Origin of the sequence: Paraburkholderia sp. LEh10, assembly GCF_017814945.1 — a bacterium.
Taxonomy (GTDB): Bacteria; Pseudomonadota; Gammaproteobacteria; order Burkholderiales; family Burkholderiaceae; genus Paraburkholderia.
The window spans coordinates 1-24,847 of record NZ_JAGIPX010000005.1 but is presented as its reverse complement, the minus strand read 5'-3'; the positions used below and the strand labels follow the sequence as shown (position 1 = coordinate 24,847).

General features: G+C 61.9%; 22 protein-coding genes and 1 tRNA gene. 22 read left to right on the top strand and 1 reads right to left on the bottom strand.

Going from position 1 to position 24,847, the window contains the following annotated elements; translation table 11 throughout:
- Positions 1–16: 16 nt before the first annotated feature.
- The 17 genes from J8I87_RS05545 (at position 17) to J8I87_RS05465 (ending at position 18,229) form a co-directional block, all read left to right on the top strand.
- On the top strand, positions 17–265 hold the full coding sequence (locus J8I87_RS05545; protein ID WP_209930445.1) for a hypothetical protein: 249 nt from the start codon (positions 17–19) through the stop codon (positions 263–265).
- A 725-nt stretch (positions 266–990) separates the two neighbouring features.
- Positions 991–2,214, top strand: a complete 1,224-nt coding sequence (locus J8I87_RS05540) for a M91 family zinc metallopeptidase (RefSeq protein WP_209930444.1) — start codon at positions 991–993, stop codon at positions 2,212–2,214.
- Between the two features lie 425 nt (positions 2,215–2,639).
- Positions 2,640–3,593 (top strand): agmatinase, encoded by a 954-nt coding sequence (gene speB / locus J8I87_RS05535; RefSeq protein ID WP_209930443.1) that lies wholly within the window; start codon positions 2,640–2,642, stop codon positions 3,591–3,593.
- A 746-nt stretch (positions 3,594–4,339) separates the two neighbouring features.
- The gene (locus tag J8I87_RS05530) at positions 4,340–6,034 is read left to right on the top strand and encodes a 5-guanidino-2-oxopentanoate decarboxylase (protein ID WP_209930442.1); all 1,695 of its coding nucleotides are present in this window, start codon (positions 4,340–4,342) and stop codon (positions 6,032–6,034) included.
- Between the two features lie 5 nt (positions 6,035–6,039).
- Positions 6,040–7,509 (top strand): aldehyde dehydrogenase family protein, encoded by a 1,470-nt coding sequence (locus tag J8I87_RS05525; RefSeq protein WP_409518727.1) that lies wholly within the window; start codon positions 6,040–6,042, stop codon positions 7,507–7,509.
- 155 nt (positions 7,510–7,664) lie between these two features.
- Entirely contained in the window at positions 7,665–8,762 is a 1,098-nt protein-coding gene (locus J8I87_RS05520; RefSeq protein WP_209930440.1) for a PotD/PotF family extracellular solute-binding protein, read from the top strand.
- 5 nt (positions 8,763–8,767) lie between these two features.
- The gene (locus J8I87_RS05515) at positions 8,768–9,691 is read left to right on the top strand and encodes an ABC transporter permease (RefSeq protein ID WP_209930439.1); all 924 of its coding nucleotides are present in this window, start codon (positions 8,768–8,770) and stop codon (positions 9,689–9,691) included.
- Positions 9,688–10,530, top strand: a complete 843-nt coding sequence (locus J8I87_RS05510; protein ID WP_209930438.1) for an ABC transporter permease — start codon at positions 9,688–9,690, stop codon at positions 10,528–10,530. Before J8I87_RS05515 ends, J8I87_RS05510 begins: the two co-directional genes overlap by 4 nt.
- 39 nt (positions 10,531–10,569) lie before the next feature.
- The gene (locus tag J8I87_RS05505; protein ID WP_209930437.1) at positions 10,570–11,640 is read left to right on the top strand and encodes an ABC transporter ATP-binding protein; all 1,071 of its coding nucleotides are present in this window, start codon (positions 10,570–10,572) and stop codon (positions 11,638–11,640) included.
- Positions 11,641–11,680: 40 nt separating this feature from the next.
- A complete protein-coding gene (locus tag J8I87_RS05500; RefSeq protein WP_209930436.1) occupies positions 11,681–12,499 on the top strand; it encodes a transporter substrate-binding domain-containing protein in 819 nt (272 codons plus the stop codon).
- 43 nt (positions 12,500–12,542) lie between these two features.
- The gene (locus J8I87_RS05495) at positions 12,543–13,307 is read left to right on the top strand and encodes an amino acid ABC transporter permease (protein ID WP_209930435.1); all 765 of its coding nucleotides are present in this window, start codon (positions 12,543–12,545) and stop codon (positions 13,305–13,307) included.
- Entirely contained in the window at positions 13,304–13,960 is a 657-nt protein-coding gene (locus tag J8I87_RS05490) for an amino acid ABC transporter permease (RefSeq protein WP_209930434.1), read from the top strand. The genes J8I87_RS05495 and J8I87_RS05490 overlap by 4 nt, the downstream gene beginning before the upstream one ends.
- Positions 13,961–14,016: 56 nt before the next feature.
- Positions 14,017–14,742 (top strand): amino acid ABC transporter ATP-binding protein, encoded by a 726-nt coding sequence (locus J8I87_RS05485; RefSeq protein WP_209930433.1) that lies wholly within the window; start codon positions 14,017–14,019, stop codon positions 14,740–14,742.
- 145 nt (positions 14,743–14,887) lie between these two features.
- A complete protein-coding gene (locus J8I87_RS05480; RefSeq protein WP_209930432.1) occupies positions 14,888–15,760 on the top strand; it encodes a LysR substrate-binding domain-containing protein in 873 nt (290 codons plus the stop codon).
- Positions 15,761–15,872: 112 nt separating this feature from the next.
- A complete protein-coding gene (locus J8I87_RS05475) occupies positions 15,873–16,424 on the top strand; it encodes a hypothetical protein (RefSeq protein ID WP_209930431.1) in 552 nt (183 codons plus the stop codon).
- A 97-nt stretch (positions 16,425–16,521) separates the two neighbouring features.
- Positions 16,522–17,586: a zinc ribbon domain-containing protein gene (locus J8I87_RS05470; protein ID WP_209930430.1), complete on the top strand. Its 1,065-nt coding sequence runs from the start codon at positions 16,522–16,524 to the stop codon at positions 17,584–17,586.
- Between the two features lie 568 nt (positions 17,587–18,154).
- Positions 18,155–18,229, top strand: a tRNA-Cys gene (locus J8I87_RS05465).
- Positions 18,230–18,403: 174 nt separating this feature from the next.
- Here J8I87_RS05465 and J8I87_RS05460 read toward each other — a convergent pair.
- Positions 18,404–19,081 (bottom strand): NADPH-dependent FMN reductase, encoded by a 678-nt coding sequence (locus J8I87_RS05460; protein ID WP_209930429.1) that lies wholly within the window; start codon positions 19,079–19,081, stop codon positions 18,404–18,406.
- A gap of 472 nt (positions 19,082–19,553) precedes the next feature.
- Here J8I87_RS05460 and J8I87_RS05455 point away from each other — a divergent pair, with 472 nt between their 5' ends.
- The 5 genes from J8I87_RS05455 to J8I87_RS05435 all read left to right on the top strand — a co-directional run bounded on the left by J8I87_RS05455 (position 19,554) and on the right by J8I87_RS05435 (position 24,667).
- Positions 19,554–20,147: a hypothetical protein gene (locus J8I87_RS05455; protein WP_209930428.1), complete on the top strand. Its 594-nt coding sequence runs from the start codon at positions 19,554–19,556 to the stop codon at positions 20,145–20,147.
- 282 nt (positions 20,148–20,429) lie between these two features.
- On the top strand, positions 20,430–21,182 hold the full coding sequence (locus tag J8I87_RS05450; protein WP_209930427.1) for an SDR family NAD(P)-dependent oxidoreductase: 753 nt from the start codon (positions 20,430–20,432) through the stop codon (positions 21,180–21,182).
- 131 nt (positions 21,183–21,313) lie between these two features.
- On the top strand, positions 21,314–22,642 hold the full coding sequence (locus J8I87_RS05445; protein ID WP_209930426.1) for an MFS transporter: 1,329 nt from the start codon (positions 21,314–21,316) through the stop codon (positions 22,640–22,642).
- A 38-nt stretch (positions 22,643–22,680) separates the two neighbouring features.
- Entirely contained in the window at positions 22,681–23,859 is a 1,179-nt protein-coding gene (gene rhmD / locus J8I87_RS05440; protein ID WP_209930425.1) for an L-rhamnonate dehydratase, read from the top strand.
- 25 nt (positions 23,860–23,884) lie between these two features.
- Positions 23,885–24,667, top strand: a complete 783-nt coding sequence (locus J8I87_RS05435) for an SDR family NAD(P)-dependent oxidoreductase (protein WP_209930639.1) — start codon at positions 23,885–23,887, stop codon at positions 24,665–24,667.
- The last annotated feature ends 180 nt before the right edge of the window (positions 24,668–24,847 follow it).

Genomic DNA, 24,847 nt, shown 5'->3' with positions numbered 1-24,847 from the left:
TGATCTGATTCGTCAGATGCTCAGGACGATCGACGAGCGCTGGTCGTGGAGGCTTCGCGAGCGCACGCAGGCCCGCAAGAAGCGATCGGCACTGGCTACCCGCCAGGCACCTGAACGCAGCACGGTTGCCGTGCGCTCGGGCGGTATCCAGCGTGAAGACGGGTCGCGTACCGGATCGCATGCGTTGGCTATCTGTAGTGATTTACACAATCATATCGATGAGATGGTAGTGGTTGTTCATGTAATTGAGGCAAGTTTTGGTTGAAACGACTAAAGCCAGGCGGGTCCCGTTGATCGGGTGTGCTAGCGAGGGTGCGCTGACGCATTGACGATCCGCTTCCGCCGTCCTTTGACGCATTACGTCATGGCGTGACATAAAGGACGCGTGAACGCTTCATGTTCGGCGGCTATCTGGCAGGGTGGAGCTTTTGTCGCGGTAGGGAAGAGAGGAAGGACGAACAAGCGGCAGAATAAGCGTTCATCGACGGCTTTTGATTACTAATTCAATATCTTATAAAAAATGGGCCTGCCTTGGGAATCGGATAGTGATCCACGCCTGAATGATTTATTAGCCGATCCCATACGAAAATTATTCAACGCAATCATGGCAACGCCAAGCTTACAGGTAAGGGTACAATTCGCTTGCTTTTATCGTGACGTGTTCTATTCTGCCAGGTAGAAAAGCGAAAGCGACCGGTACACGTGATTTAAACGTTCGTCGATCGAATGTAATCACCGTCTTGGCGTGTCGCCGAACTATGAGATCTTTACGTCGGTGAAGTGCGCAAAAAAATATGGATGTTGTGTTTGTCCACCGATCATTTTTTGGGGAGTTCCATTGACTCCCATTTGCGCAAGACCGTGCAAAACAATGACGAAAAAGAATATGCGTCAATGGGTCCGCTAAAGCGGGCACTTTTCCATCCACGCGAATGGAATTTCGCAAAGCAAATCATCTCATCTCCAAGTTAAAATAGCCTGGAGGAACGTATGCGCGCACGACTATTTCGCAGAAAATCCTATTGGCTTTTCTTCGCGTTGGTGTTCGTGTCCGGCGGCCAAGCCGATGACGCTGACCACACTCATGCTGCTCGACAGCGGCTGCGGTTTTCAGTCAGTTCCGCCAAACATGAATATGACGTCTCTGAACGAATCGTTTTAAAGCTTACGATTTTCAAGGGCGGCGCGGAGGAGGAAACAACCGTAATGCCATTCGGCCATGTCCACGATGAAAAGGCGGAAAAGGAAAAGGAAAAGGAAAGGGAAAAGTCGAGAGACCGGGATCAGGTTACTGTCGCGACCGCTAATGCAGGAACAGTTAGCGTCGTCCTGGCCACGCGCAACAGTGACCCGCTCCGTCCGACTGTATCGCCGCTGCGCTTCGTGGATGATCCGGTGAGCATTCAGATTCGCTCGCTAAAAACCATTCAAAGCGGGGATCGTGTGACGATACCGTTCACTGTCGCGCATCTTCCGGGGCATGGATCGCTGCTCGTTACGAAGGAGCTCCATCCGGGGACCGGAAACCTGGCGCTTTCGTATGCATTGAAATCACCGGGTCTCTACACGTTCCGATTCGCCTACCATTACAGTGGGCCTGACAATGGTCACCCCGATGTCTTTCACGGCGAGCTTTTATCTAACCCGGTTAGCTTTCGCGTGCGCGGCACACAGCACGAGCACGGGGACGGCCTGATCTGCGACCCGTTGGATCCGGAGTTTGCCGATACGAATTGCCAGCCCGCCCTGGAGCAAGTGAGAACGAACGGAACACCGGCCGACCAGGGGCTGATCGAGAGCCTTGAGTCAGACACTCAGCTCGATTTCGTCATTATGCGGGCTGAAAGTTCAAGCACCTTTCCCACTGATCCGGCAGGCGCCAGCAACGGAAGCGGGAGCGGCGCGATTATCGAGTGGAATCCAAACGAGGGCGGGACTTACCGCGATGGCACGCCTCGGGACGCTACTTCGGAACTGCCTCATGAGTTCTATCATGCCTTTGAGATGCAGTCTGGCGAGATGAATAATGAAAAGACGGCGGCCAACCCGTCCATCTTCCAGGACGAAGTTGAAGCGACGGAGATCCAGAACGATTACCTCAAGAAAAACGGCTTGCCTACCATTGGAAAGTACTGCATTACGCTGGACGACGGCACTGTCACTTGCGCGGATGTTCCTGCATCGGGCGTTCCTGCATCTGGGGTAATACCTTAGCCCAAACCCGAATTCCGATCGATTGGCCAACCGGTTGTTTTCTGAAAACCGCGCACCTGACATTCGCGGCTACGACCACGCGAACGGTGGCAATGCGCCTGGCAGTTGCCTCATGGCGGCGGACATGCAACCTCTCAGACGTCCAGTGGATTGCGGCCTGCGTCCGTTCAATAAAGTGCAGCACAATCGACCGCCGGATCGAAGGTTTGCTGGCCATTCGAGCGGACGTTTTCGGTTGCGCGGGGACGGGCATTGTCGCCGGGTCATGAGCGAACGACATGCGTCTCATGAAAACTTATCGGTTGTTCGCCTCACGCTCCTGCGTCGAGAATGACCTCGTCGACTGCGCTCGTGTCTTAACGACGGGCTGAACAATCGCATGCTTGCCGAACGGTACGGCTGGCCCAATCCAGATGAAGGAAGTCATGGCAACCGAATATTTCCAACCCTTGGGCGGTAACGAAATGCCCCGTTGCGGCGGCATTGCGACGATGATGCGACTCCCGAACGTCGGGTCGGCGCAAGGGCTCGACGCGTGCTTCGTCGGCGTGCCCTTCGATCTCGGTACGTCGAACCGTACCGGCGCGCGCTTCGGGCCGCGCCAGATCCGCAGCGAATCGGTGCTGCTGCGTCCGTACAACATGGCGACGCGCGCCGCGCCCTTCGATTCGCTGCGCGTCGCCGATATCGGCGATGTCGCGATCAATCCGTACAACCTGCTCGATTCGATTGCCCGGATCGAAACTGCCTACGATGCAATCCTGAAGTACGGCACGAAGCCGATCACGCTCGGCGGCGATCACACGATCACGCTGCCGATCCTGCGTGCGATCCATCGCAAGCACGGCAAGGTCGGCCTCATTCACGTCGATGCACACGCGGATGTCAACGACACGATGATGGGCGAAAAGATTGCGCACGGCACGCCTTTCCGCCGCGCAGTCGAAGAAGGGCTGCTCGATTGCAACCGCGTCGTGCAGATCGGGCTGCGCGGCACGGGTTACGCTGCGGAAGACTTCGACTGGTGCCGCGACCAGGGTTTCCGCGTGGTGCAGGCGGAGGAGTGCTGGAACCGCTCGCTGGCGCCGCTGATGGCGGAGGTGCGTGAGCGCATAGGAGGAGGACCGGTGTATCTGAGCTTCGATATCGACGGTATCGACCCCGCTTACGCGCCTGGTACGGGCACGCCGGAGATCGCCGGATTAACCGTGCCGCAGGCGCTCGAGATCGTTCGCGGCGCCTGGGGGCTCGACCTGGTGGGCGCAGACGTGGTGGAAGTCGCGCCGCCGTATGACCCGTTCGGCACCACCGCGCTGCTCGGCGCGAACCTCGCGTACGAAGCGTTGTGCGTGATGCCCGGCGTCAAGCGCCGCGCCTGATCGCTCGTATGCGCCGGGCGCCGACGGCGCTCCGCCGCGCTCAAGCCGGCTCGCGCTCCGTGCCGCGATCCCTTGCCCAAAGGGCGTCGCCATGGCCTTGCGTATCGGGCAAGAACCACAGCGGCATTGCATCCGGTGCGGGCAAGGGTGCCGATACGCTGCGCAACCGTTTGAACGAAGCGGCCGTGCATTGCGGCGACGTCGGCGTTTGCGCGAAGAAGTAACCGCTTCACATCGAGCGTTCTCACGATGCGACGGGAGCCTCCCATAGTTCGTCATCGGAGACTCCGCGACTCTCTACATGCGGCGACTCCCAGCCCGTGATGCAGCCCGCCATCCGGCGCAGTCCGAAATGGGTATGCCAGCCGCCGCGCCAGACGGGTTGCAGACGTCACCTGACGCAACGCCGGATCTTCCCGCATTCCTCGACACAAAGTTCCTCGACACAAAGCTCGCTGACCAAGGTAAGCCATCGGCAGCGATGGCATTGCTTTCCCATTTGATTAGCAAGGAATCCATACGGGTTCACGTCGAGTCATGAACGACGGTCATGCGCGTCATGAAAACTTATCGATTGTTCGCAGCCGGCACTAGCGCCGAGAATAAATTCAATGACTGCGCTCGTGCACGCACGGCGTGTTGAAGCAACTCATGCTGCCGCTGGCTCGGGCACTGTCCGGGGCAGCGCTGGCCAATACCCCGGCAACGCTGCACGGGTCCGAAACCAACCAGGAACGCGACGATCGATGAACCATCCCGAAACATCTGTCCGCTTCGATGAAGCAGCAGCGACGATAACCGAACGGCCTGCCATGCGGATTCCAACTTGTGGCGAGGCGCTCGTCACCCTGCTCGAAGGTTACGGCGTCGAGTACGTATTCGGCATTCCGGGCGTGCATACGGTCGAACTCTACCGGGGTCTCGCAGCCTCCTCGATCCAGCACGTGACGCCGCGCCACGAACAGGGCGCGGGCTTCATGGCCGACGGTTATGCGCGGGTGACGGGCAAACCGGGCGTATGCTTCATCATCACCGGCCCCGGCATGACCAACATCGCGACGGCGATGGCGCAGGCCTACGCAGACTCGATGCCGATGCTCGTGATCTCGAGCGTCAATGCGCGGCGCGAGCTGAGCAGTGGGGATGGGCGGCTGCACGAGCTGCCATCGCAGCGCGACGTGTTCGCGGGTCTCGCCGCGTTCTCGCACACGTTGCTCGACGCGGCCGAGTTGCCCCGGGTGCTTGCCCGCGCGTTCGCCGTATTCGAAAGCGCGCGCCCGCGGCCGGTGCATATCGAGATTCCGCTCGATGTGATCGTCGCGCCGGCTGACGGCATGAACATGGCGCCTGCCATATTGCCCGCCAAACCTGCAGCGAGCGCGAACGCGCTCGCCGTTGCCGCAGACCTGCTCGCCGACGCCCGCCGGCCGCTGATTCTCGCGGGCGGTGGCGCTGTGCACGCGGCAGCCGAACTGCGCGAGCTCGCCGAGCATCTGCAAGCGCCCGTCGCGCTCACGATCAACGCAAAGGGTTTGCTGCCGTGCGGTCATCCGCTGCTCATCGGTTCGACACAATCGTTGCCGGATACGCGTGCAATCGTGCGCGATGCCGACGTGGTGCTCGCGGTCGGCACGGAACTGGGCGAGACGGATTACGACGTCGTCTTCGATCAGGGCTTCGACATCAGGGGCCAGCTGATTCGCATCGATATTGACGCTCAACAGCTGATGCGCAACTTCCGCGCGGACCTGGCGATTACGGGCGATGCGCAGCATGCAATGAGCAGCCTCTCGGTGCGGCTGCATGAACGGCCGGCGCCTGTTCCGCAGCCCGACTGGGGCGCGCAGCGTGTCGAGAAGGTGCGGCGTGCCGTCTGGGCGTCATACGATGCGCCAACGCGCTCGCAGAAGCATCTGATTGACACGATAGCCGGTGCGCTGCCTGGCGTGATCATCGCCGGCGATTCGACCAGCCCTGTCTATGCTGGCAATTTCGTGTACGACGCGCCGGGGCCGCGCTGCTGGTTCAATTCGTCGACGGGTTACGGCACGCTGGGCTATGGCCTGCCCGCCGCGATCGGTGCCAAGCTTGCGGCGCTCGAGCGGCCGGTGGTCTGCCTGATCGGCGATGGCGGCATCCAGTTCACGCTGCCTGAACTCGCGAGCGCCGTGGAAGCGAGGGTGCCAGTGATCGTGCTGCTCTGGAACAACCTCGGCTATGGCGAAATTCGCAAGTACATGGCGGCACGCGACATTACGCCCGTCGGCGTCGATATCTATACGCCGGACTTCCTGAAGCTCGCAACAGGCTTTGGATGTGAAGCGCGGCGCGTCAATACGTGCGAATCGCTTGCCGCCGAGTTGCAGCAGGCAAACTCGCGCGACGTCCCGACCGTGATCGAAGTTGTCGAGGCCGAGTGGTTCGCTCGGGTGCCGGCATGACGACGATGCCATCACCGCGAATTGACGGCGCATTGCACACCCAGCTCTACATCGACGGCATCTGGTGCAGCGGCGAAAGCCGGCGGCGCTTGCAGATCATCAATCCGTCGACGGAAGAAACGATTACCGAAGTCGAGGCCGGCAGCGCGACGGATGTCGACACGGCGGTGCGCGCTGCCGCGAAGGCATTCCGGAGCTGGAAAAAGACAACGGGTGCCGAGCGGGCCGCGCTTCTGCGTGCGATTGCGCGCGGCGTGGAGGCGCACCGCGATGACCTGGCCACACTCCAGTCGCGCAACAACGGCAAACCGTTTGCCGAAGCGCAGATCGACGTAAGCGACGTGGTCGCCACATTCGACTACTACGCGGGACTGGCCGAGCAGCTGGATGAAACCGGCGAATCCGCGGTTGCGCTCCCGAGCGGCGATTACCGGGCGGTGATCCGCCGCGAGCCGGCGGGCGTGGTCGGCCTGATCGTGCCATGGAACTTCCCGATGGTCACGACCGCATGGAAGCTGGCGCCAGCGCTCGCGGCAGGCTGCACCGTGGTGCTGAAGCCGTCTGAAGTCACGCCATTGCCGGAGCTGGCGCTCGCCGCAATCGCGGCCGAAGCAGGCGTGCCGTGCGGGGTCCTGAACGTCGTCACGGGAACGGGCGTTGACGTCGGCGCACCGCTCGCCGCGCATCCGCTGGTCGCCAAGGTGTCGTTTACGGGCAGCACCGGGGTCGGCGAGCAGGTGATGAAGACGGCGGCCACAACCATCAAGGGCGTGAGTCTGGAACTGGGTGGCAAGTCGTCCATCGTCGTATTCGCCGACGCGGATCTCGACCTTGCCGTCGAACTGGTGGCGAGCGGCGGATTCTTCAACGCCGGTCAGATGTGCTCGGCGACCTCGCGCGTGCTCGTCGAGCGCCCGATCGCGGACGCGCTCATCGCGCGTCTTGCCGAGCGGGTGACGCAGCTTGTCGTCGGCGATCCTTTCATGCCCGGCGTGCAGATGGGGCCGCTGACGAACCGTGCGCAGTACGAGCGCGTGCAGCGCTACATTGCCCAAGGCAAGGCCGACGGAGCGGGCAAGGTGATCGAAGGTGCAGTGCCCGCCGGTCCGGGATATTTCGTCAAGCCGACGATCTTCGTCGATGTCTGCGCGAATAGCGCGGTGTGGCGAGAGGAAATCTTCGGGCCGGTTCTCTGCGTGCGCCCGTTCGACACCGAGGATGAAGCGGTCAGCATCGCGAACGATACCGAGTACGGACTCGTCGCAACGGTCGTCACGGGCGATACAGCCCGCGAGAAACGCGTTGCCGACGCGCTGGAAGCAGGCGTGGTCTGGGTCAACGCGCCTCAGGTGATCTTTCCGCAGACCTCGTGGGGCGGCTACAAGCGCAGCAGCATCGGCCGGGAGCTGGGCCCGTTCGGGCTCGCCGCCTTCCAGGAAATCAAGCAGGTGTTGACGGCAGCGGGAACCGCCTGAGGGATCACGGGGAAACCCGACCTCATGAGTTCACGTCATGGTCCGCATGCAGAGATTTCGATTGTTGGCGGATATTGACGCACATACAGTTCATTCACCTTCCAGGCGGCCGATGCCGGATGGACCCACAGCGACAAGACGCACAGGAGAAGACCATGCAGGAGTTCAAGCGCAGCAGAAGGCAGGCAATCAAGACCATTGGCACAGCGCTGGCTGCAACGGCGCTGCCAATGCCCTTCATTAGTACCGCTAAAGCGCAGCAGCGCAGCTTCGCGGGCAAGACGCTGCGATTGCTGACGTGGTCCGACGACACGGGCGCGGCGGCGCTGCGCAACATCGCCAATACGTTCAGCCAGAAGACGGGCGCGCAGGTCATTGCCGACCGCGCGGACGGCACCTCGGGCATGGTCGCAAAAGTGAAGGCTGCGGGTGCCCGTCCGACTTACGACGTGATCACGCTCGCGGGCGTGGGCGCCGCAGGTCTCGGCGAAGCGGGCCTGCTGGCCAAGCCGGATCTCGACAAGCTGCCGAACCTCAAGGACGTCGCGCCGCAGTACCGCACGGGCGCAAACGGTTTCGGCATTGGCTATCTGCTGTGGTCCGACGGCCTCATCTACAACACATCGACTGTGAAGGCAGCGCCGACCTCATACGAAGCGCTGTGGGACCCGAAGTATGCAGGGCGTCTGTTCCTGCCGCCGCCCGAGTGGGCCGAAGCAGTCGATCTCGCGATCATCGCCGCGAAGCTGGCGGGTGGCTCTCAGCAGAACATCGAGCCGGGGTTCAAGAAGCTGGCGGAGCTGAAAGAGCGGGTGATGACGCTCGGCGAAAATCCGAATCAGGTTGCGGACCTGTTCCGCACGGGTTCGCTCGATATCGGCGGTATCTATTCACCGGCATTCTTCCCTGATCAGATCAGGAAGCCCGAGTACAAGATGGGCGTCACGTACGGCATGAAGGAAGGCTTTGCGACGCAGCTCATGTTCTCGGTGATTCCCAAGGCTCATCCCGGCGACATCGATCTGATTCATGCATTCATCAACCACACGCTCGATGCCGGCGTGCAAGGCCGCATGGCTGCCGATGTATTGAACGGCCCGGTCAACTCAAAAGCGCAGATACCCGCCGAGAGCCGCGCATTCGTACCTTCGCCTCAGCAGATCGCCGAGAAAGCCGTCTTGCACGACGACAAGGCGCTCGCGCTCGTGCAGGCGGCGTGGATCAAGCGTTATACCGAGATCTTCTCGGCCTGACGATCATGTCAGCGCTTTCTTCCCGCCGCGTGGGGACAGCGGCAGCCGCAGCCGACGCCGCGCGATGCAACGATGCGCCAGCGTTGCCGCGCGTGCCGCCGCTGTTGCTGCTCGCGCCGATCCTGGTCTTTCTGGCCGTGCTCATTGCCGCATCGCTCGCGGTGCTGCGGATGAGCTTCGGTGTATCGGGCAACGAGTGGGGTGCGCTCACGCTCCAGAATTACGCGGATCTTCTCGACGGGTACTTTCTTCACTCGCTGTGGCTGACGCTTCGGCTCGCGTTCCAGAGCATGATCTGCGCCGTATTGCTCGCGATTCCCGTGGCGCTCGCCATGGCGCGCACCGAGTCGAGGCTCGCGCGCCGGCTTCTGCTCGCGGGCGTGCTCCTGCCGCTGCTCGTGAATCTGCTCTTGCAGGGTTACGGCTGGCTCGTGATCCTTGGGCCCGCGGGACTGCTCAATCATGCGCTGCTCGGCGGCGGTCTCATCCAGCGCCCGCTGCAATGGCTCTATCGTGAGAACGGGGTGCTGCTCGGCTTGATCCAGACGGCGTTCCCGCTGGCAGTGCTGCCGATATCGAGTGCGATGCGCGCGGTGTCGCGCTCCTACGAAGAAGCCGCCGCGACACTCGGCGCGACCCGTTGGCAAACGCTGCGCCACGTGATGTTGCCGCTCGCGATGCCGGGGCTCGTCTCGGGCGCGCTGCTGGTCTTCGCGTACAACGCGAGCGCATTTGCGGTGCCGCTGCTGTTGGGTGGCCGACGCGTGCCGATGCTCGCCGTGCTGGTGCACGACCAGGTGGCGCCGCTGCTCAACTGGCCGGCTGCGGCTTCGTCCGGCGTCGTGTTGATGGTCGCGACGCTCACCGTGATGGCGCTTTCGCAGCGACTTGCGCGCGGCACGAAATACAACGGGGAGTCCCGCCCATGAGCACCTTACGCCTTCCGTCGATCATGCCAGGCCGGCTGAGCCGCACGACAGGTCTGCTCGCGACGATCGTGCTGTTTCTCGCCGCGCTGCCGATCCTGACGATGATCACGATGTCATTCGGCAACTCGGAAACGCTCCAATTCCCGCCGCAGAGCTTCGGCCTGCACTGGTATCACGCCGCGTGGAAAACGTTCGTGTCGCCGGATGCGAGCGATACGCTATCGATGGGCACGGCGCTTACGACGAGCCTGCTGGTCGCGGTCTCGACGATGGTGATCGCCACCGCCGTGTCGGCGCCGGCCGCGTATGCGCTGTCGCGCTACCGGTTCCGGGGCAAGGCCATCATCGAACAGCTCGTCGCGCTGCCGCTGGTGTACCCGCTCGTGATGCTCGGTTTGTCGCTGCTGCTGGTGTTCAACGTGCTTCCCGTGGAGCTCGGCATGCTGCGCCTCGTCGTCGCGCATGTGATTCTGGCCTTGCCGTTCACCGTAAAGAACTGCGCGGCATCCGTCGCGTCGATCGGTCCCGAGTTCGAGGAAGCCGCCTGCCTGATGGGTGCGAGTCCGTGGCGGGCGGTCATCGATGTCGTGTTGCCGTTGATGCGGCCGGGCATTCTCGCCGGCATGCTGTTCGCGTTCATCATCTCGTTCAACGAATTCACGGTGACGTTTTTCCTGTACAGCATCAATACGATGACATTGCCGGTCTGGCTCTACAGCCGCACGGTGTCGTCGCTCGACCCGACCGTGTTTTCGTTTGCCGTTTTCATCGTGCTGATCGACTTTGCCTTGATCTGGCTGCTCGAAAGGCTGGTTGGCGATGAAGGCGTCGCACTGTAATCGCTACCGCCCCGGCGCACGCGAGCACAAGGATCTTCCATGACCCATCTGACACTCCAGTCCATCACCAAGCGCTTCAACACCACGTACGCGGTCGATCACGTCGACCTGACCGTACCGGACGGGAAGCTCGTCTGCTTTCTCGGGCCATCCGGCTGCGGCAAGACTACGCTGATGCGGATCATCGCCGGTCTCGAAACGGCCACGGCGGGCACGGTGACGTTCGCCGGCCGCGATCTGACGCAAGTGCCCGCCAACCGCCGTGACTTCGGCATGGTGTTCCAGTCGCTTGCGCTGTTTCCGCACATGACGGTAGCGGAGAACGTCGCCTATCCGCTGCGGCTGCGCCGCGTCGACCGGGGTGCACAGAGCAGGCGCGTCACCGAGTTGCTCGAGATGATCCAGTTGCCGCACATGGCGCAGCGCAAGGTCACGCAACTGTCCGGCGGACAGCGGCAGCGGGTCGCGATCGCGCGAGCGATTGCTTCCTCGCCGAAGCTGCTGCTCCTCGATGAGCCGCTGTCCGCACTCGACGCAAAGCTGCGCGAAGCGATGCAGGTCGAAATCCGCCTGCTGCAGCAGCGACTGGGCATCACGACGATCATGGTCACGCACGATCAGCGCGAGGCGATGACGATGGCCGATGAAATCGTCGTGATGGAAAAAGGCCGCATCGCGCAAGTTGGCAAGCCGCTCGATATCTACCGCGATCCCGTCAACGAGTTCGTCGCGGACTTCATCGGGCTCGGCAACATCCTGCCCGTCACGTTCGATCGCGGCCAGGTCGGGCTGCCCGGCGGGCAATCGATCGCTGTGAACTCCGCGATGCGAGCCCCTGACGCGCCCGATGACATCCGGCTTCTGATCCGCCCCGAGGACGTGTGTGTCAGGCCCGCGACCGCGAACCCTGGCCAGAACACCTTGCCAGGCAAGGTGACATTCGTGCGCGATGTCGGGGCATCGATCGAGGCCACGATCGACTGCGAAGGCTTCACGCTGACGGCGGCCACCACGCCGCGCGAGACCCCCGACCTCCGTGTCGGCATGCGGGTGTTGGCCGAATTGCCGGCGCATGCATGCAAGCTCATTGCGGCGCGCACCGCACATTGAATCCCTTTCACCACGAGAAAGCAGCAACAGGAGACACGCCATGAGTACCAAGGCCCATCATCGCTTGCAATGCCTCTTTGCGCGCACGACGGTTGCCGTCGCGCTCGCCGGCATCGGAGGTCTTTTTGCATTCGCGCCGCTCGCGCATGCCGATGCGCTGGATACGATCCAGAAGTCTGGTGTGGTGCGTATCGGTGTGTTCGAAGACTATCCTCCGTTCGGCTCGATCGGCCCGGACATGAAGCCGCAAGGCTATGACATCGACGTGGCGAATCTGATCGGCAAGACGCTCAACGCGAAGGTCGAACTGGTTCAGGTCACGGGCGACAACCGCATGGCTTACCTGGCGGACCACAAGACGGACATGCTGCTTTCGGTCGGTCAGACGCCGGAGCGGGAGAAGGTGATCGACTTCTCGCAGCCTTACGCGCCGTACTACCTTGCCGTGTTCGGGCCGAAGTCGCTCGCGGTAAAGAACGCGAACGACCTCGCGGGCAAGACAATCGCTGTCGCGCGCGGCACGCTCGAGGATCTGAGCGTCAGCAAGGTGGCGCCATCGTCGGCGACGATCAAGCGCTTCGACGACCCGAACGGCGCGATTTCCGCATTCCTGTCCGGTCAGGCGCAGCTGCTGGTGGTCGGCAACGATGTCGGCGCAACGATCATGGCCCGTCATCCTGCGAACGATCCGGAGCAAAAGTTCTCGCTCTTCAGCTCGCCGGACCACGTTGGCCTGAACAAGAACGAGCCGCGCCTGAAAGCAAAGGTCGACGACGCCATCGCGACGGCGAAGAAGGATGGCACGATGAACTCCATCTCGCAGAAGTGGCTGCGCGCGCCGCTGCCGGCTGATCTTTGATGCGTCTGGCTTCCCATTCAACGGAAAAACGGGTGGCGCCGCGATGACCTACACGTTTGATTTCAGCGACTTCGGACTCTACGCGGGCATGCTCGCACGCGGCCTCGTGGTGACGCTCTTCCTGACGGCCATCTCGACGGTGCTGGGCGGCATCGTCGGGATCGTGGGCGCGACGGTTGCCGTCGCGGGCGGGAAGGGGATCCGCGCGCTCGTGGCGGCCTACGTCGAACTGATCCGCAATACGCCGTTTCTCGTGCAGCTCTTCTTTGTGTTCTTCGGGCTGCCGAGCCTCGGCGTGCATATCGATGAGATGCAGGCTGCGGTGCTGGCGATGACGGTCAATCTCGGCGCGTACGCCGTTGAAATTGTCCGCGCCGGGATCGACTCGATTCCGCGCGGTCAGCTTCAGGCTGCGATGGCCCTCGGCCTGCAAGGCCGCCAGGTGTTCCGCCACGTCGTGCTGCCGCAGGCGCTCGCGAACGTGTTCCCGGCGCTGCTCGGCCAGGTGCTGATCGTGATGCTCGGCTCGGCGGTGGTTTCACAAATCTCGGTGCCCGACCTCACGTACGCGGCCAATTTCATCCAGTCGCGCAACTTCCGCTCGTTCGAAAGCTACATCATCATCACCGCGGTCTATCTGCTGCTGTCGATCACGCTGCGCCTTCTGATCAACCGGCTCTGCAAGGGACTCTTTGCAGGACGGGCGGCCCGGGACGCCGGCCGTGCGCCACGCGGCAGACTGCGCGAACTGTTTTCGACCCGTGCCCGTGCAACGGCGGCCGACATTCCGACGGAGCGTTCGTCATGATCGAATTTACGCTATGGGATATCGCGCGCAACCTGCTGCTCGCTGCGCGCTGGACGGTTGCTCTCTCGCTGATCGCCTTCGTAGGGGGAGGCGTTGCGGGCTTCGTGCTGCTCGCCATGCGCGTGTCGCCGCTGCCGTGGCTGCGCCGCGTCGTCGTACTTTATGTCGAGCTGTTTCAGGGCACGCCGCTCCTGATGCAGCTGTTCCTGGGGTTTTTCGGTTTGCCGATGATGGGCATCGACGTATCGCCGTGGCTCGCGGCGACGGTGACGCTCACGCTGTACACGAGCGCCTATCTGGTCGATATCTGGCGAGGTTGCGTCGAGGCGGTGCCGCGCGGGCAGTGGAGCGCAGCAGCGAGCCTCGGCATGACCTGGCCCCAGCAGCTGCGCTACATCGTCTGGCCGCAAGCGTGGAAGATCGCCGTGCCGCCTACGGTCGGCTTTCTCGTACAGGTCGTAAAAAGCACGGCGCTGACGTCGATCATCGGCCTCACCGAACTCACGAAGACAGGCACGATGATCACGAACGCGGCATTCCGGCCGTTTCCGATCTACGGTATGGTCGCGCTCCTCTACTTCGCGATGTGCTTTCCGCTCACCTGGTACGCCCGCGTGCTCGAGCGCCACTACCAGCGTAGCCGGCACCGCTGAGCGGCCGGCGCGGCGCTCCTCTTGCGGCTTTCCTCTTTCCAGAAGCAGGTTTGAACATGATTTCCATCAGCAATGTATCGAAGTGGTACGGCCAGTTTCAGGTGCTGGCCGCCTGCACGACCGAAGTAAAGAAGGGCGAGGTCGTGGTCGTTTGCGGCCCGTCCGGCTCCGGCAAATCGACGCTGATCAAGACCGTCAACGGACTCGAGCCGTTCCAGAGCGGGAACATCATGATCAATGGCGAATCCGTCGGCGACAGGCGAACGAACTTGTCCAGGCTGCGCTCGAAGGTCGGGATGGTCTTCCAGCATTTCGAGCTTTTCCCTCACATGTCCATCACCGAAAACCTGACGCTCGCACAGGTGAAGGTGCTGGGCAGGCAGAAGGACGAGGCGACCGACAAGGCGCAGCGGCTGCTTCAACGTGTCGGCCTGCGCGCGCACGCGGACAAATATCCCGCGCAACTGAGCGGCGGCCAGCAGCAGCGTGTGGCCATTGCGCGCGCTCTGTCGATGGACCCGGTCGCGATGCTGTTTGACGAACCCACCTCGGCGCTCGATCCCGAGATGATCAACGAGGTGCTCGACGTGATGATCGAACTCGCGCAGGAAGGCATGACGATGATGTGCGTGACGCACGAGATGGGCTTTGCCCGGAAGGTCGCGCACCGCGTGATATTCATGGATCATGGGCGTATTGTTGAGGATGACCTGAAGGAAGCGTTCTTCGCGAACCCCAGGTCCGAGCGGGCGAGAGATTTTCTGGGCAAGATCCTGCATTAGACGCGCGGATGAGCACACGCAAGATTGTGACGCCCCGCTGGATGGCTCGCGCGAAACGGCCGCGCTGTGCTTTTATGCAGAATTGCGATGACATGACGCCGCGGGACGTTTACATACATCCGGTTCATGCTGGACGACTGCATCCATGAGACGACTTCCTCCATTAAACGCGCTCCAGGTTTTCGAGACCGTGGCTCGCCACCGCAGCTTCACCCGCGCGGCCGAGCATCTTTGCCTGACGCAAGGAGCGATCAGCCGTCAGATTCTTGCGCTGGAGGACTATTACCAGTTTCCGCTGTTCATCCGGGGCGCGAAAGGACTCACCTTGACGGCTGAAGGCGAGATGCTGTTGCCGACGGTCAGGGAGAGCTTTGGGCGCATCGAGGAAGTCTCGCTGCGGCTCACGCGCCAGCGCACGGATGTGGCGTTGAAGGTGCCGACGTGTGTCATGCGCTGGATGCTGCCGAGGATCATGCGTTTTCAGGGCGAGCATCCCGACCTGCAGCTTCAGATCACGACGACCTGGCAACATGACGTCGACTTCCAGGCCGAGCCGTTCGATGCCGCCATCATCTATGGGTCGTCGCCGGGAGTCGATGTTCACGCCGTGCCGCTGTTTGAGGAGCAGATCACACCCGTCTGCGCTCCTGAATTGCTGAGCAATACGTCACTCATGTGCGTCGACGATCTCGCGCAATTCACTCTGCTGCATCCGACGCGAGACCATCGGGACTGGAAGTTGTGGCTTGGTCATGCGGGCGCATCCGGGGTCGATGCGAATCTCGGGCCAAGTTTCGACACACTCGACCTGGCAACGAACGCGGCCATGCAGGGTTTCGGGGTGGCCATCAGCGACCGGACGCTGGTCAGTGAAGATGTCGCGGCCAGGCGCCTCGTCATGCCGTTCGATACCTTTGTCGAAACGGGGTCGCGCTACTACCTTGTATATCCTGACTGTGTCGCTTGCCAGCCAAAGATGAAGACCCTAAGCGAGTGGATTGCGGCGAACCGTGAGTAACCGGTGCATCCGGTTGGCGCAGCTGCTTCTTGCAGTGAAGAGCACGGCTGAAGTGGTGGCAAGGAGCGTCGGCTCGCGCCTCGCGTCGTGTCGTGGATGCGCGAACGTTTCGATGCTGCACATCAACAACGCGGTCGCACTACTTCCCGAATCCGTCGACGAGTACATAGGACAGGACAAGGCACGCGAGCGGCGCATGCGCGGATTCGGCCATCCGAAACGCACGCAGGCTTCGGACGATCCGCCAGGGAAGCGAGAGTCGTACCTTGTTCCCCAATTCCAGCGACTCGATTCAACCTTGGACAGGGGTCATCTGTTCACACTTGCGACCTTGCCTTTGCCTTCGCTCCTGTCTCTTGTTTTCCGCTATCCGGCGATACTTCTGGCGGCCCGATTGGGATTTGATGTGCGAAGTCGATCCGCAAAATTTGTTCAAGATAACGTGAACGCGGAAACGATTGATGAGAAGATCGTGTACGCGGAACGTTGGGAGGGGCTTCGTCCTACGCCAGAATTGATGATGGCTCATCGACCTCAAGGCGCAGCTTCAAAAGGGAACCGGACCTGGTTAAAGCCGCTGCAATTCCCTCGCGGTATTTCACTGGGACATCATCATCGCGCAACACCCAATCGCAGCAGACAGCGCACAGCCGCATTTACGTGAACACCTGCCCTAACCGAAAGCATCAGGGCAATGCCCGCATAGCTACGCAAGCTCGAAGCAAGTACGGATAAAACCCATTTCTACAAAGGCAAAAGCAATGCTCACTTCCAGCGACGGCTTGACCGGCCCGGCGCGGCTCCTGCGATTCGCTTCATGGGTGATAGCGATCGTCTTCGCAGTCTTTCTGAATATGCTCGGCAGTCTTGTGATTCGCGACATGGCGTTTGCACCGAGCGGCGGCCCGCCCGCCATCGGGCAATTCGCGGATGCTCCTGCTAGAGCGCGGCTGGACGCAGCGCGACACGACCTGCAGGCGCAGCGCGACGCCCTCGATGAGAAGGCCGAGACCATCGAGGTGACGCGCGCACGCGCCGCAAAAGCGTACGCGGACGAGAAGGAGAGTTTCCGCAACTGGCTGGCAACGCGATCGGTGACGGGAGATAGTACGAGGGACCCCGATATCGTCGCGCGAACGCGGAAACTCGATGCGCTACAGGCGGCGGCCATCGACTGGCAGCATCGGATCGATGTGATCGGTGACCAGCAACGGAAACTGGCATCGCAACAAGCTCAACTGGACACGCAAATCGCCGACGCCGACGCGGTGGCCGAACGGCGCCTCGACGAGGCGACGCGGCATTACGCGTTGCAGGTATTCGGCCTGCGTCTCGCATTGACACTACCAATTCTACTGGTCGCGAGCTGGCTGTTCATTCGCTACCGTAAGGTGCGGTACTGGCCATTCGTGTATGGTTTTGGCCTGTTCGCATTGAGCGCGTTCTTCATTGAACTGGTCCCGTATCTTCCGGATTTCGGTGGCTATATCAGGGTCCTCGTCGGTATCGCGCTCACGGTGTTCACCGGCCTTTACATGATGAGGGCCTTTCAGCGCTATGCCGAGCGCAAGCGGCTCGAATTACAGCAGGACCAGGGAGAACGCGCACGCACGATTGGATATGAAAAGGCCGTTCGCTCACTCGAAAAAAAGAGCTGCCCTTCATGCGACAAACAATGGAATCTCGGCGGCGACGATTCGACGTTCTGCGTGCATTGTGGATTGCGACTCTTCAATGTGTGCGGATGCGGGGGCCGGAATTTCTTTTTTTTCCCGCATTGCCATCAGTGTGGTGTCGCGCAGGGGTTGCCGGTAGCTGATCAGTGACGATTGGCCTATTTGCAGCACCGACCAATGACCACTTTGGAGAATTGTCGATGTCCCTTTTGGGTCCAGTTGCGGAAGTTCGCTCGGTCGATATAGTCCCCGTGCGTGGCCGATATGAGACAGCCGCGGTGCTCGTAAATTCATATGACCATTCACTATGCGCGGGCGGCCGCATGGCGAGCGTCGCGAGTTCTAGCTCGGTCCGCGCCAGCATCCATTGCTCGTCGTCCTCGGCAGCAGGTCTCGTTGGCGCAATGAGCGCCTCACGTCGATGCCGAGCATTTGCATGACTTCGGTGATCTGTCGGATCTCCGCTTCGAAGTCGAGCCGCCATTGACTGCGCTCCAGATTGTCTTCGATGACCGTGAAAGCCGCTGTGTTATCACGTGCGCGTACCACGCGCGGCCGGTGCTCTTACTTACGCCGCCTGCGCGGCAGGGTGTACCCAGGCGCATCTACCGTTGTGTCCGCCACTTAGCAGAACTTCTGTAACTTATTAAGAACTTCGTAACGTGAAGTAACAGGTGTTCGTCACCATCGACAGTCTTGCATAGACTGACTTTGCTGGCGCGCCGTACCCAAGACGGCAAGGGAGCGGTTTGCAAAGCCGCATACACAGGTTCGAGTCCTGTCGGCGCGTCCACCTACAATTTCGCCTTGGCATTGGTCGGTGCACGGTGAACTGCACGATCGACGAGCCTTCGAAACCCGGGCCTTTCCGCTTGATGATCGCGCGCCTTCGTCGGCTGGCCGCACGGCAATCCGGAACGCGATGCACCGCATGATGCGGCGCATCGCGTCGATACGCGAAGGGCGGTCAGTTCGCGAGCGCGAGGACGTGGCTTGCGCGCGGCTCGTCGCCGGCGGGGCTCGCCACTGGCGCGGACGCTGCCGATGCGAGGCCCTCGTGATGAGTGCGGAATGCCAGCGCGAACTGCGCGGCCTGCTGGCCCACGGTGGCAAGCTGCTCGACGACCTTCGGATCGGAGCAGGTGTCGGCGCTGTCAAAGCGCGTCTCGAGTGTATTGATGCCCGCGCCGAACGGCGTCGGCCAGCCACGCAGCGCATGCACGATGGCGCGCAGCGAGGTCAGCACGGAACCCGCCGCCTGCCACCCATAGGCTGTGACGATGCAACCGACGGCGCGTCCGTCCAGATAGGGGCGCTCGTCGGCGCGCAGTTCCTCGAGCGTATCGAGCGCGTTCTTCACGAGGCCGGATACGCCTCCGTGATAACCCGGCGTGGCGATGATGAGGGCATCCGCATGCCGCACGGCCTCGATCAGTTCGAGTTGCTGTTCAGTGCGGTGCGCGCTTTCGGGTGCGTAGTGCGGCAGGCCATGCAGGAATGCGCCGCCGAACAGGCGCGTGCGCGCGCCCGCCTGCTCTGCGCCGCGCAACGCGAAGGCAAGCGCGCGTTCGGTGGACGATGCAGCGCGCGTGGTGCCGCCGATGCCGATCACGAGCGGACGGCGGTTCTGATCGAAACGGTTCAACTTGAAGCTCCTGGCTGCTGTGGCGGCGGGCCGAGTGCATGTTCGACATGTGTGCCATGCTAACGGGCCCAGATCCGGAACCACCATCTTATTGACCGATGGTAACAGCACGAAACGACTTTTTGTTCTAACGATATAACGGCGTAAGGGTTATCCGCGCTTGCGCGCCGACGTGGAATGCTTGTGCGAAAGGCTTCGTTTGAACGCGCGCGTTGTGGCGCTACGATCGAGCCATCTCCTCCATGAAAACTCCTTGACATGGGATTGGCCCCGGCTTCGAAAGAGGCTGGGGCATTTTTTTGCGTCTGGTTTTGCAATGCTTGTCAGCATTGCGTCGCGCTTCTAAAGATTCGTTCATGTGTGCCGTCATTTGCATTTGCGTCACTGAAGAAGGACTGAAGGAAGACTGAAGGAAAACGTGCCGCACGATGAATCCGAAGCTGACAAGGTGTTTGTAATTTCCGGGGGCAAGATGAAAAAGATGTTATTGACATGTGTTGGTGTGGTGTTGGCCGGTTCGCTGGCCGGTTGTGCAGGAACGAATTTCACACGTCCCGATGACGCGGCGTTGCGGGATGGCAAGACAACCATCGGACAGGTGCGGACCAGCTACGGCAAGCCGTATCGTGAAAGCCAGGTCGTGAAGAACGATCAGGACGTGACGCTGCTCTCTTATGCGTATGCAACGACGGGCGGCACGTCGCTCGAAACGGGCGTGATTCCCGCCCGGTCCCTCGAGCTTGCCTTCTGGAAAGACACGCTGGTCTCCAATGTCTTCGTCTCGTCGTTCAAGGACGACGCCAGCGCGTTCGATGCTTCGAAGCGTGACGCCATCGTCAAGGGCAAGACGGCGCGTGCGCAAGTGGTCGAGCTTCTGGGGCGCCCGGCGGGTTACGCGATCTATCCGGCGATCAAGGACAAGAACGGTCAGGCGCTCGTGTACTCGTATCACACGACAAGCGGTTCGGCATTCAATCTGAAGTTCGCGAAGAAGGATCTGATCGTGACGGTCGGCCAGGACGGCGTCGTCACCGATGTGAACTACGAGTCTTCAGGCATGCAGTAAATGCGTCGCGGGTGCCGCATGCCGATATGCGCACCCGCATTCACGGGACTCACGCGTCCAGCGAGGTCCAAAGCGCGACGGCCCCAGGCGCCGGCCGTTGCGGCGTATCCGGCCGCCGCCTTCGATCCGTTTTTGTTATCGCCCCATCCAACAGTCGGATTGTTCCCGTATCGGCGACCGATTTATATTGCGTACACCGAGGGCCTGCATTCATCCAGGGCCCCGACAACGACGAATGTGCGGCAATGTCAAACCGCGCATCAGGAGTACAGGAGCGCAACGATGAATCGAATCGATCTGGAGGGCCGTGTCGTCGTGATCACGGGCGGCGCGCGGGGCATCGGCTACGCGGTTGCGCAACGCGCGCTGCGCTCGGGCGCGGCGGTTTCGCTATGGGATGTCGACGGCGAGCGGCTTGCTCGCAGCGAACGCGAGCTGAGCGAACTCGGCAAGGTATCCGCCATCACCGTCGATCAAACGAAAGAAGCCGAAATCGACGCGGCCGTGAGCAAGACGCTCGCCGCGCACGGCGCGATCGATGTGCTGATCAACTGCGCGGGCATCACGGGCGGCAACGGCACGACCTGGGAACTCGCGCCCGATGTGTGGCGCAGCGTGATCGACGTGAATCTGATCGGCCCGTATCTCGTGTGCCGCGCGGTCGTGCCGCAGATGCTCAAGCAGGGCTATGGGCGCATCGTCAATATCGCGTCGGTGGCGGGCAAAGAGGGCAATCCGAACGCATCGCACTACAGCGCATCGAAGGCGGGACTGATCGGTCTCACCAAATCGCTCGGCAAGGAACTCGCGACGAAGAACATCCTCGTCAATGCCGTCACGCCCGCCGCCGCCAAAACCGAGATCTTCGATTCGATGTCGCAACAGCACATCGACTACATGCTCTCGAAGATCCCAATGAACCGTTTCCTGCTGCCCGACGAGGCCGCGTCGCTGATTCTGTGGCTCTCGTCGGAAGACTGCGCGTTCAGCACGGGCGCGGTGTTCGATCTGTCGGGCGGCCGCGCGACCTATTAGACATATCGGGCGCATCACGCACATCGCGAGTCAATACGCGGAAAACGGCGGCACACGCATGCCGAGCCTTCCCCGCGAAGGCCAATTCAGCAGGCACGCCAACGGGCGGCACGGCCCGTCAAGGAGACGAGATGACGCGAACACCAACGCAATCCCTCGATGGCATCGTCAGCCAGGTCATGCGGCGGCTGTTGCCGTTCCTGCTGCTGATGTACGTGCTCGCGTTTCTCGACCGCGCGAACATCGGCTTCGCGCAAAAGGCGTTGCAGCACGATACGGGCATTTCGAACGCGGCTTTCGCGTTCGGCGCGGGCGTGTTCTTCATCGGCTACGCGCTCTTCGAGGTGCCGAGCAATTTGTTGTTGCATCGCGTCGGCGCGCGCTTGTGGATGTGCCGGATCATGGTGACGTGGGGCATCGTGTCGGCGGCGATGAGTCTTGCGCACACGGCTACGGCCTTCTATGCGCTGCGCTTTTTGCTGGGTGTCGCGGAAGCCGGCTTCTTTCCGGGCGTCATCTATTACCTCACGCGCTGGTTTCCACAAGCGGCGCGCGCGCGAGCCGTCGGCGTGTTCTATTTCGGCGCGCCGCTTGCGTTCATGTTCGGCAGCCCGCTGTCGGGCTTGCTGCTCGATCTGCATGGCAGGTTGAATCTCGCGGGCTGGCAGTGGCTGTTTCTGATCGAAGGCGCGCTCGCATCGGTGGTCGGCGTGTGGGCGTTCTTCTATCTCGACGACAAGCCCGAAGACGCGCAATGGCTCACGCCGGCCTCTCGCAAGATCTTGAGCGCGGCGCTCGACGATGATGCGCGCGCAGCCTCAGCGCACGGCCCGCACCGCATTCTCGCGGCGCTCGTCGACGCACGCGTGCTGCTGTTGTCCGCGATCTATCTGCTCATTCAAATGAGCGTCTATGGCGTGATCTTCTATCTGCCGCAGCAGGTGGCCGCATTGCTGGGCGAGTCGGTGGGCTTGCGCGTCGGCATGGTCACGGCCGTGCCGTGGATCTGCGCGCTCGCGCTCACGTGGTACGTGCCGCGCCGCGCGGACCGCACAGGCGCGCACCGGCGCTGGGCTGTCGCGCTGCTGGTGCTCGCCGGTTGCGGGATCGGCGTGTCGGGTCTCGCGCAGAGTCCGCTCGTCGCGTTGCTCGCGCTGTGCTGCGCGGCAAGCGGCTTTATCGCCGCGCAGCCCCTCTTCTGGACGTTCCCGACGCGTTACCTCACAGGCGTGGCGGCTGCGGGCGGCATCGCGCTGATCAACTCGCTCGGCAGTCTGGGCGGCTTTATCGCGCCGACGCTGCGCACGAGCGCCGAGCATGCATTCCAGTCGACATCGAGTGGCCTGCTGTTGCTCGGCGCCGCGAGCCTGCTTGCCGCGTTGCTGATCGGCACCACTGTCCGGCTCGGCGCCGCGCGCGAGACTTCCGCTTTCTCCCAACCGATACATCGCGCCCGCTGACACATTGGCGCGCGCAACCACGAACGGAGCTTTAGAACATGGCGATGCCCACTATCCGGCACGTGCGTGCCTTCGTCGTCCGAGGCGGCGGCGCGGACTATCACGACCAGGCCGAAGGACACTGGATCGACGACCACATCTCGACGCCGATGGCGCGTTATCCCGAGTACCGGCAAAGCCGGCAATCGTTCGGCATCAACGTGCTGGGCACACTCGTCGTCGAGATCGAGGCGAGCGACGGCACGGTCGGCTTTGCGGTGACGACGGGCGGCGAGATCGGCGCGTTCATCGTCGAGAAGCATCTGGCGCGCTTCCTCGAAGGCCAGCATGTGACCGACATCGAGAAGATGTGGGATCAGATGTACTTCGCGACGCTCTACTATGGGCGCAAGGGCGTCGTGCTCAACACGATTTCGGGCGTCGATCTTGCACTGTGGGATCTGCTCGCGAAAGTGCGCAATGAGCCCGTGTACCAGCTATTGGGCGGCCCCGTGCGCGACGAACTGCAGTTCTATGCGACGGGTGCGCGGCCTGATCTCGCGAAGCAAATGGGCTTTATCGGCGGCAAGCTGCCGTTGCAGCATGGACCCGCCGAAGGCGAGGCGGGGCTCAAGCAGAACATCGACAAGCTCGCGGATATGCGCAGCCGCGTCGGTGACGACTTCTGGCTGATGTACGACTGCTGGATGAGCCTCGACGTCACGTACGCGACGAAGCTTGCGAAGGCGGCGCACGAACATGGGCTGAAGTGGATCGAAGAAGCGCTGCCGCCCGACGACTACTGGGGTTACGCCGAACTGCGCCGCAACGTGCCGCGCGGCATGATGGTATCGACGGGCGAACACGAGGCGACGCGCTGGGGCTTTCGCATGCTGCTGGAGATGAACTGCTGCGACCTGATCCAGCCGGACGTCGGCTGGTGCGGCGGCATGACGGAGCTGATCAAGATTTCCGCGCTTGCCGATGCGCACAACGTGATGGTCGTGCCGCATGGTTCGTCGGTGTACAGCTATCACTTCGTCGTTACGCGCCACAACTCGCCGTTTTCCGAGTTCCTGATGATGGCGCCGAAGGCGGACCAGGTCGTGCCGATGTTCACGCCGCTGCTGCTGGACGAGCCTGTGCCCGTCAACGGCCGCATGAAGGTGCCCGATACGCCGGGCTTCGGCGTGCGTCTGAATCCCGAGTGCAAGCTCGATCGGCCTTACCAGCACTGAACATGAACCCGTGAAGGAGAAGCCTGTGCTGCTGAAAGACAAGTCGGTGATCGTGACGGGCGGCTCGCGCGGGATCGGCCGCGCGATTGCCGTGGCCTGCGCGAGAGAGGGCGCCGATGTGGCGATCAACTACTGGGGCGACAACGACGCATCGTATAACCGGCGTTCCGCTGTCGAGGAGGTGGTAGGCGAGATCGAGGCGCTGGGGCGGCGCGTGATTGCCGTCGAAGGCAATGTTGCCTTGAAGGAGACGGGCCCCGAACTCGTGCGTCGCACGGTTGATGCATTCGGGAAGGTCGACGTGCTTGCGAGTAACGCGGGTATCTGCCCGTTCCATGCGTTTCTCGACATGCCTGCTGAAGTGCTTGAAACGACTGTCGCGGTGAATCTGAACGGTGCATTCCTTGTCACGCAGGCCGCTGCGCAGCAGATGAAAGCGCAGGGCACGGGCGGCGCGATCGTGGCGACGAGTTCGATCAGTGCGCTTGTCGGCGGCGCAATGCAGACGCATTACACGCCGACCAAGGCTGGCGTGCATTCGTTGATGCAGTCGTGTGCGATTGCGCTTGGGCCGTATGGTATCCGCTGCAATTCGGTGATGCCGGGGACGATCGCCACTGATCTGAACGCCGAGGATCTCGCCGACGAGGCGAAGAAAGCCTACTTCGAGAAGCGCATTCCTCTTGGAAGGTTGGGGCAGCCTGAGGATGTCGCGGAGTGCGTTGTGTTTCTTGCTTCGGAGCGTGCACGGTATGTGACGGGTGCGGCCTTGCTGGTGGATGGTGGACTGTTTGTGAATTTGCAGTAGGAGTGGGATTTAACGCTGTCGCTGGGAGTCTGTTTTGCCACTGTCGCTGCATCCGCGATGCGGGTCGCCTTTGCCACTATCGCTGGCATCCGCTGTTCGCTTTGCCGCTGTCGCTGGCATCCGCGATAGCGCCTCGCGGCGCGGGCGTTGCCCCTGTGCGGGGCGGCACTTACTTTCTTT

Excerpts from the sequence above, each read along its gene's own strand:
- J8I87_RS05545 (WP_209930445.1), top strand. The coding sequence starts at position 17 with ATGCTCAGGACGATCGACGAGCGCTGGTCGTGGAGGCTTCGCGAGCGC.
- J8I87_RS05540 (WP_209930444.1), top strand. The coding sequence starts at position 991 with ATGCGCGCACGACTATTTCGCAGAAAATCCTATTGGCTTTTCTTCGCG.
- speB (WP_209930443.1), top strand. The coding sequence starts at position 2,640 with ATGGCAACCGAATATTTCCAACCCTTGGGCGGTAACGAAATGCCCCGT.
- J8I87_RS05530 (WP_209930442.1), top strand. The coding sequence starts at position 4,340 with ATGAACCATCCCGAAACATCTGTCCGCTTCGATGAAGCAGCAGCGACG.
- J8I87_RS05525 (WP_409518727.1), top strand. The coding sequence starts at position 6,040 with ATGCCATCACCGCGAATTGACGGCGCATTGCACACCCAGCTCTACATC.
- J8I87_RS05520 (WP_209930440.1), top strand. The coding sequence starts at position 7,665 with ATGCAGGAGTTCAAGCGCAGCAGAAGGCAGGCAATCAAGACCATTGGC.
- J8I87_RS05515 (WP_209930439.1), top strand. The coding sequence starts at position 8,768 with ATGTCAGCGCTTTCTTCCCGCCGCGTGGGGACAGCGGCAGCCGCAGCC.
- J8I87_RS05510 (WP_209930438.1), top strand. The coding sequence starts at position 9,688 with ATGAGCACCTTACGCCTTCCGTCGATCATGCCAGGCCGGCTGAGCCGC.
- J8I87_RS05505 (WP_209930437.1), top strand. The coding sequence starts at position 10,570 with ATGACCCATCTGACACTCCAGTCCATCACCAAGCGCTTCAACACCACG.
- J8I87_RS05500 (WP_209930436.1), top strand. The coding sequence starts at position 11,681 with ATGAGTACCAAGGCCCATCATCGCTTGCAATGCCTCTTTGCGCGCACG.
- J8I87_RS05495 (WP_209930435.1), top strand. The coding sequence starts at position 12,543 with ATGACCTACACGTTTGATTTCAGCGACTTCGGACTCTACGCGGGCATG.
- J8I87_RS05490 (WP_209930434.1), top strand. The coding sequence starts at position 13,304 with ATGATCGAATTTACGCTATGGGATATCGCGCGCAACCTGCTGCTCGCT.
- J8I87_RS05485 (WP_209930433.1), top strand. The coding sequence starts at position 14,017 with ATGATTTCCATCAGCAATGTATCGAAGTGGTACGGCCAGTTTCAGGTG.
- J8I87_RS05480 (WP_209930432.1), top strand. The coding sequence starts at position 14,888 with ATGAGACGACTTCCTCCATTAAACGCGCTCCAGGTTTTCGAGACCGTG.
- J8I87_RS05475 (WP_209930431.1), top strand. The coding sequence starts at position 15,873 with ATGCTGCACATCAACAACGCGGTCGCACTACTTCCCGAATCCGTCGAC.
- J8I87_RS05470 (WP_209930430.1), top strand. The coding sequence starts at position 16,522 with ATGCTCACTTCCAGCGACGGCTTGACCGGCCCGGCGCGGCTCCTGCGA.
- J8I87_RS05455 (WP_209930428.1), top strand. The coding sequence starts at position 19,554 with ATGAAAAAGATGTTATTGACATGTGTTGGTGTGGTGTTGGCCGGTTCG.
- J8I87_RS05450 (WP_209930427.1), top strand. The coding sequence starts at position 20,430 with ATGAATCGAATCGATCTGGAGGGCCGTGTCGTCGTGATCACGGGCGGC.
- J8I87_RS05445 (WP_209930426.1), top strand. The coding sequence starts at position 21,314 with ATGACGCGAACACCAACGCAATCCCTCGATGGCATCGTCAGCCAGGTC.
- rhmD (WP_209930425.1), top strand. The coding sequence starts at position 22,681 with ATGGCGATGCCCACTATCCGGCACGTGCGTGCCTTCGTCGTCCGAGGC.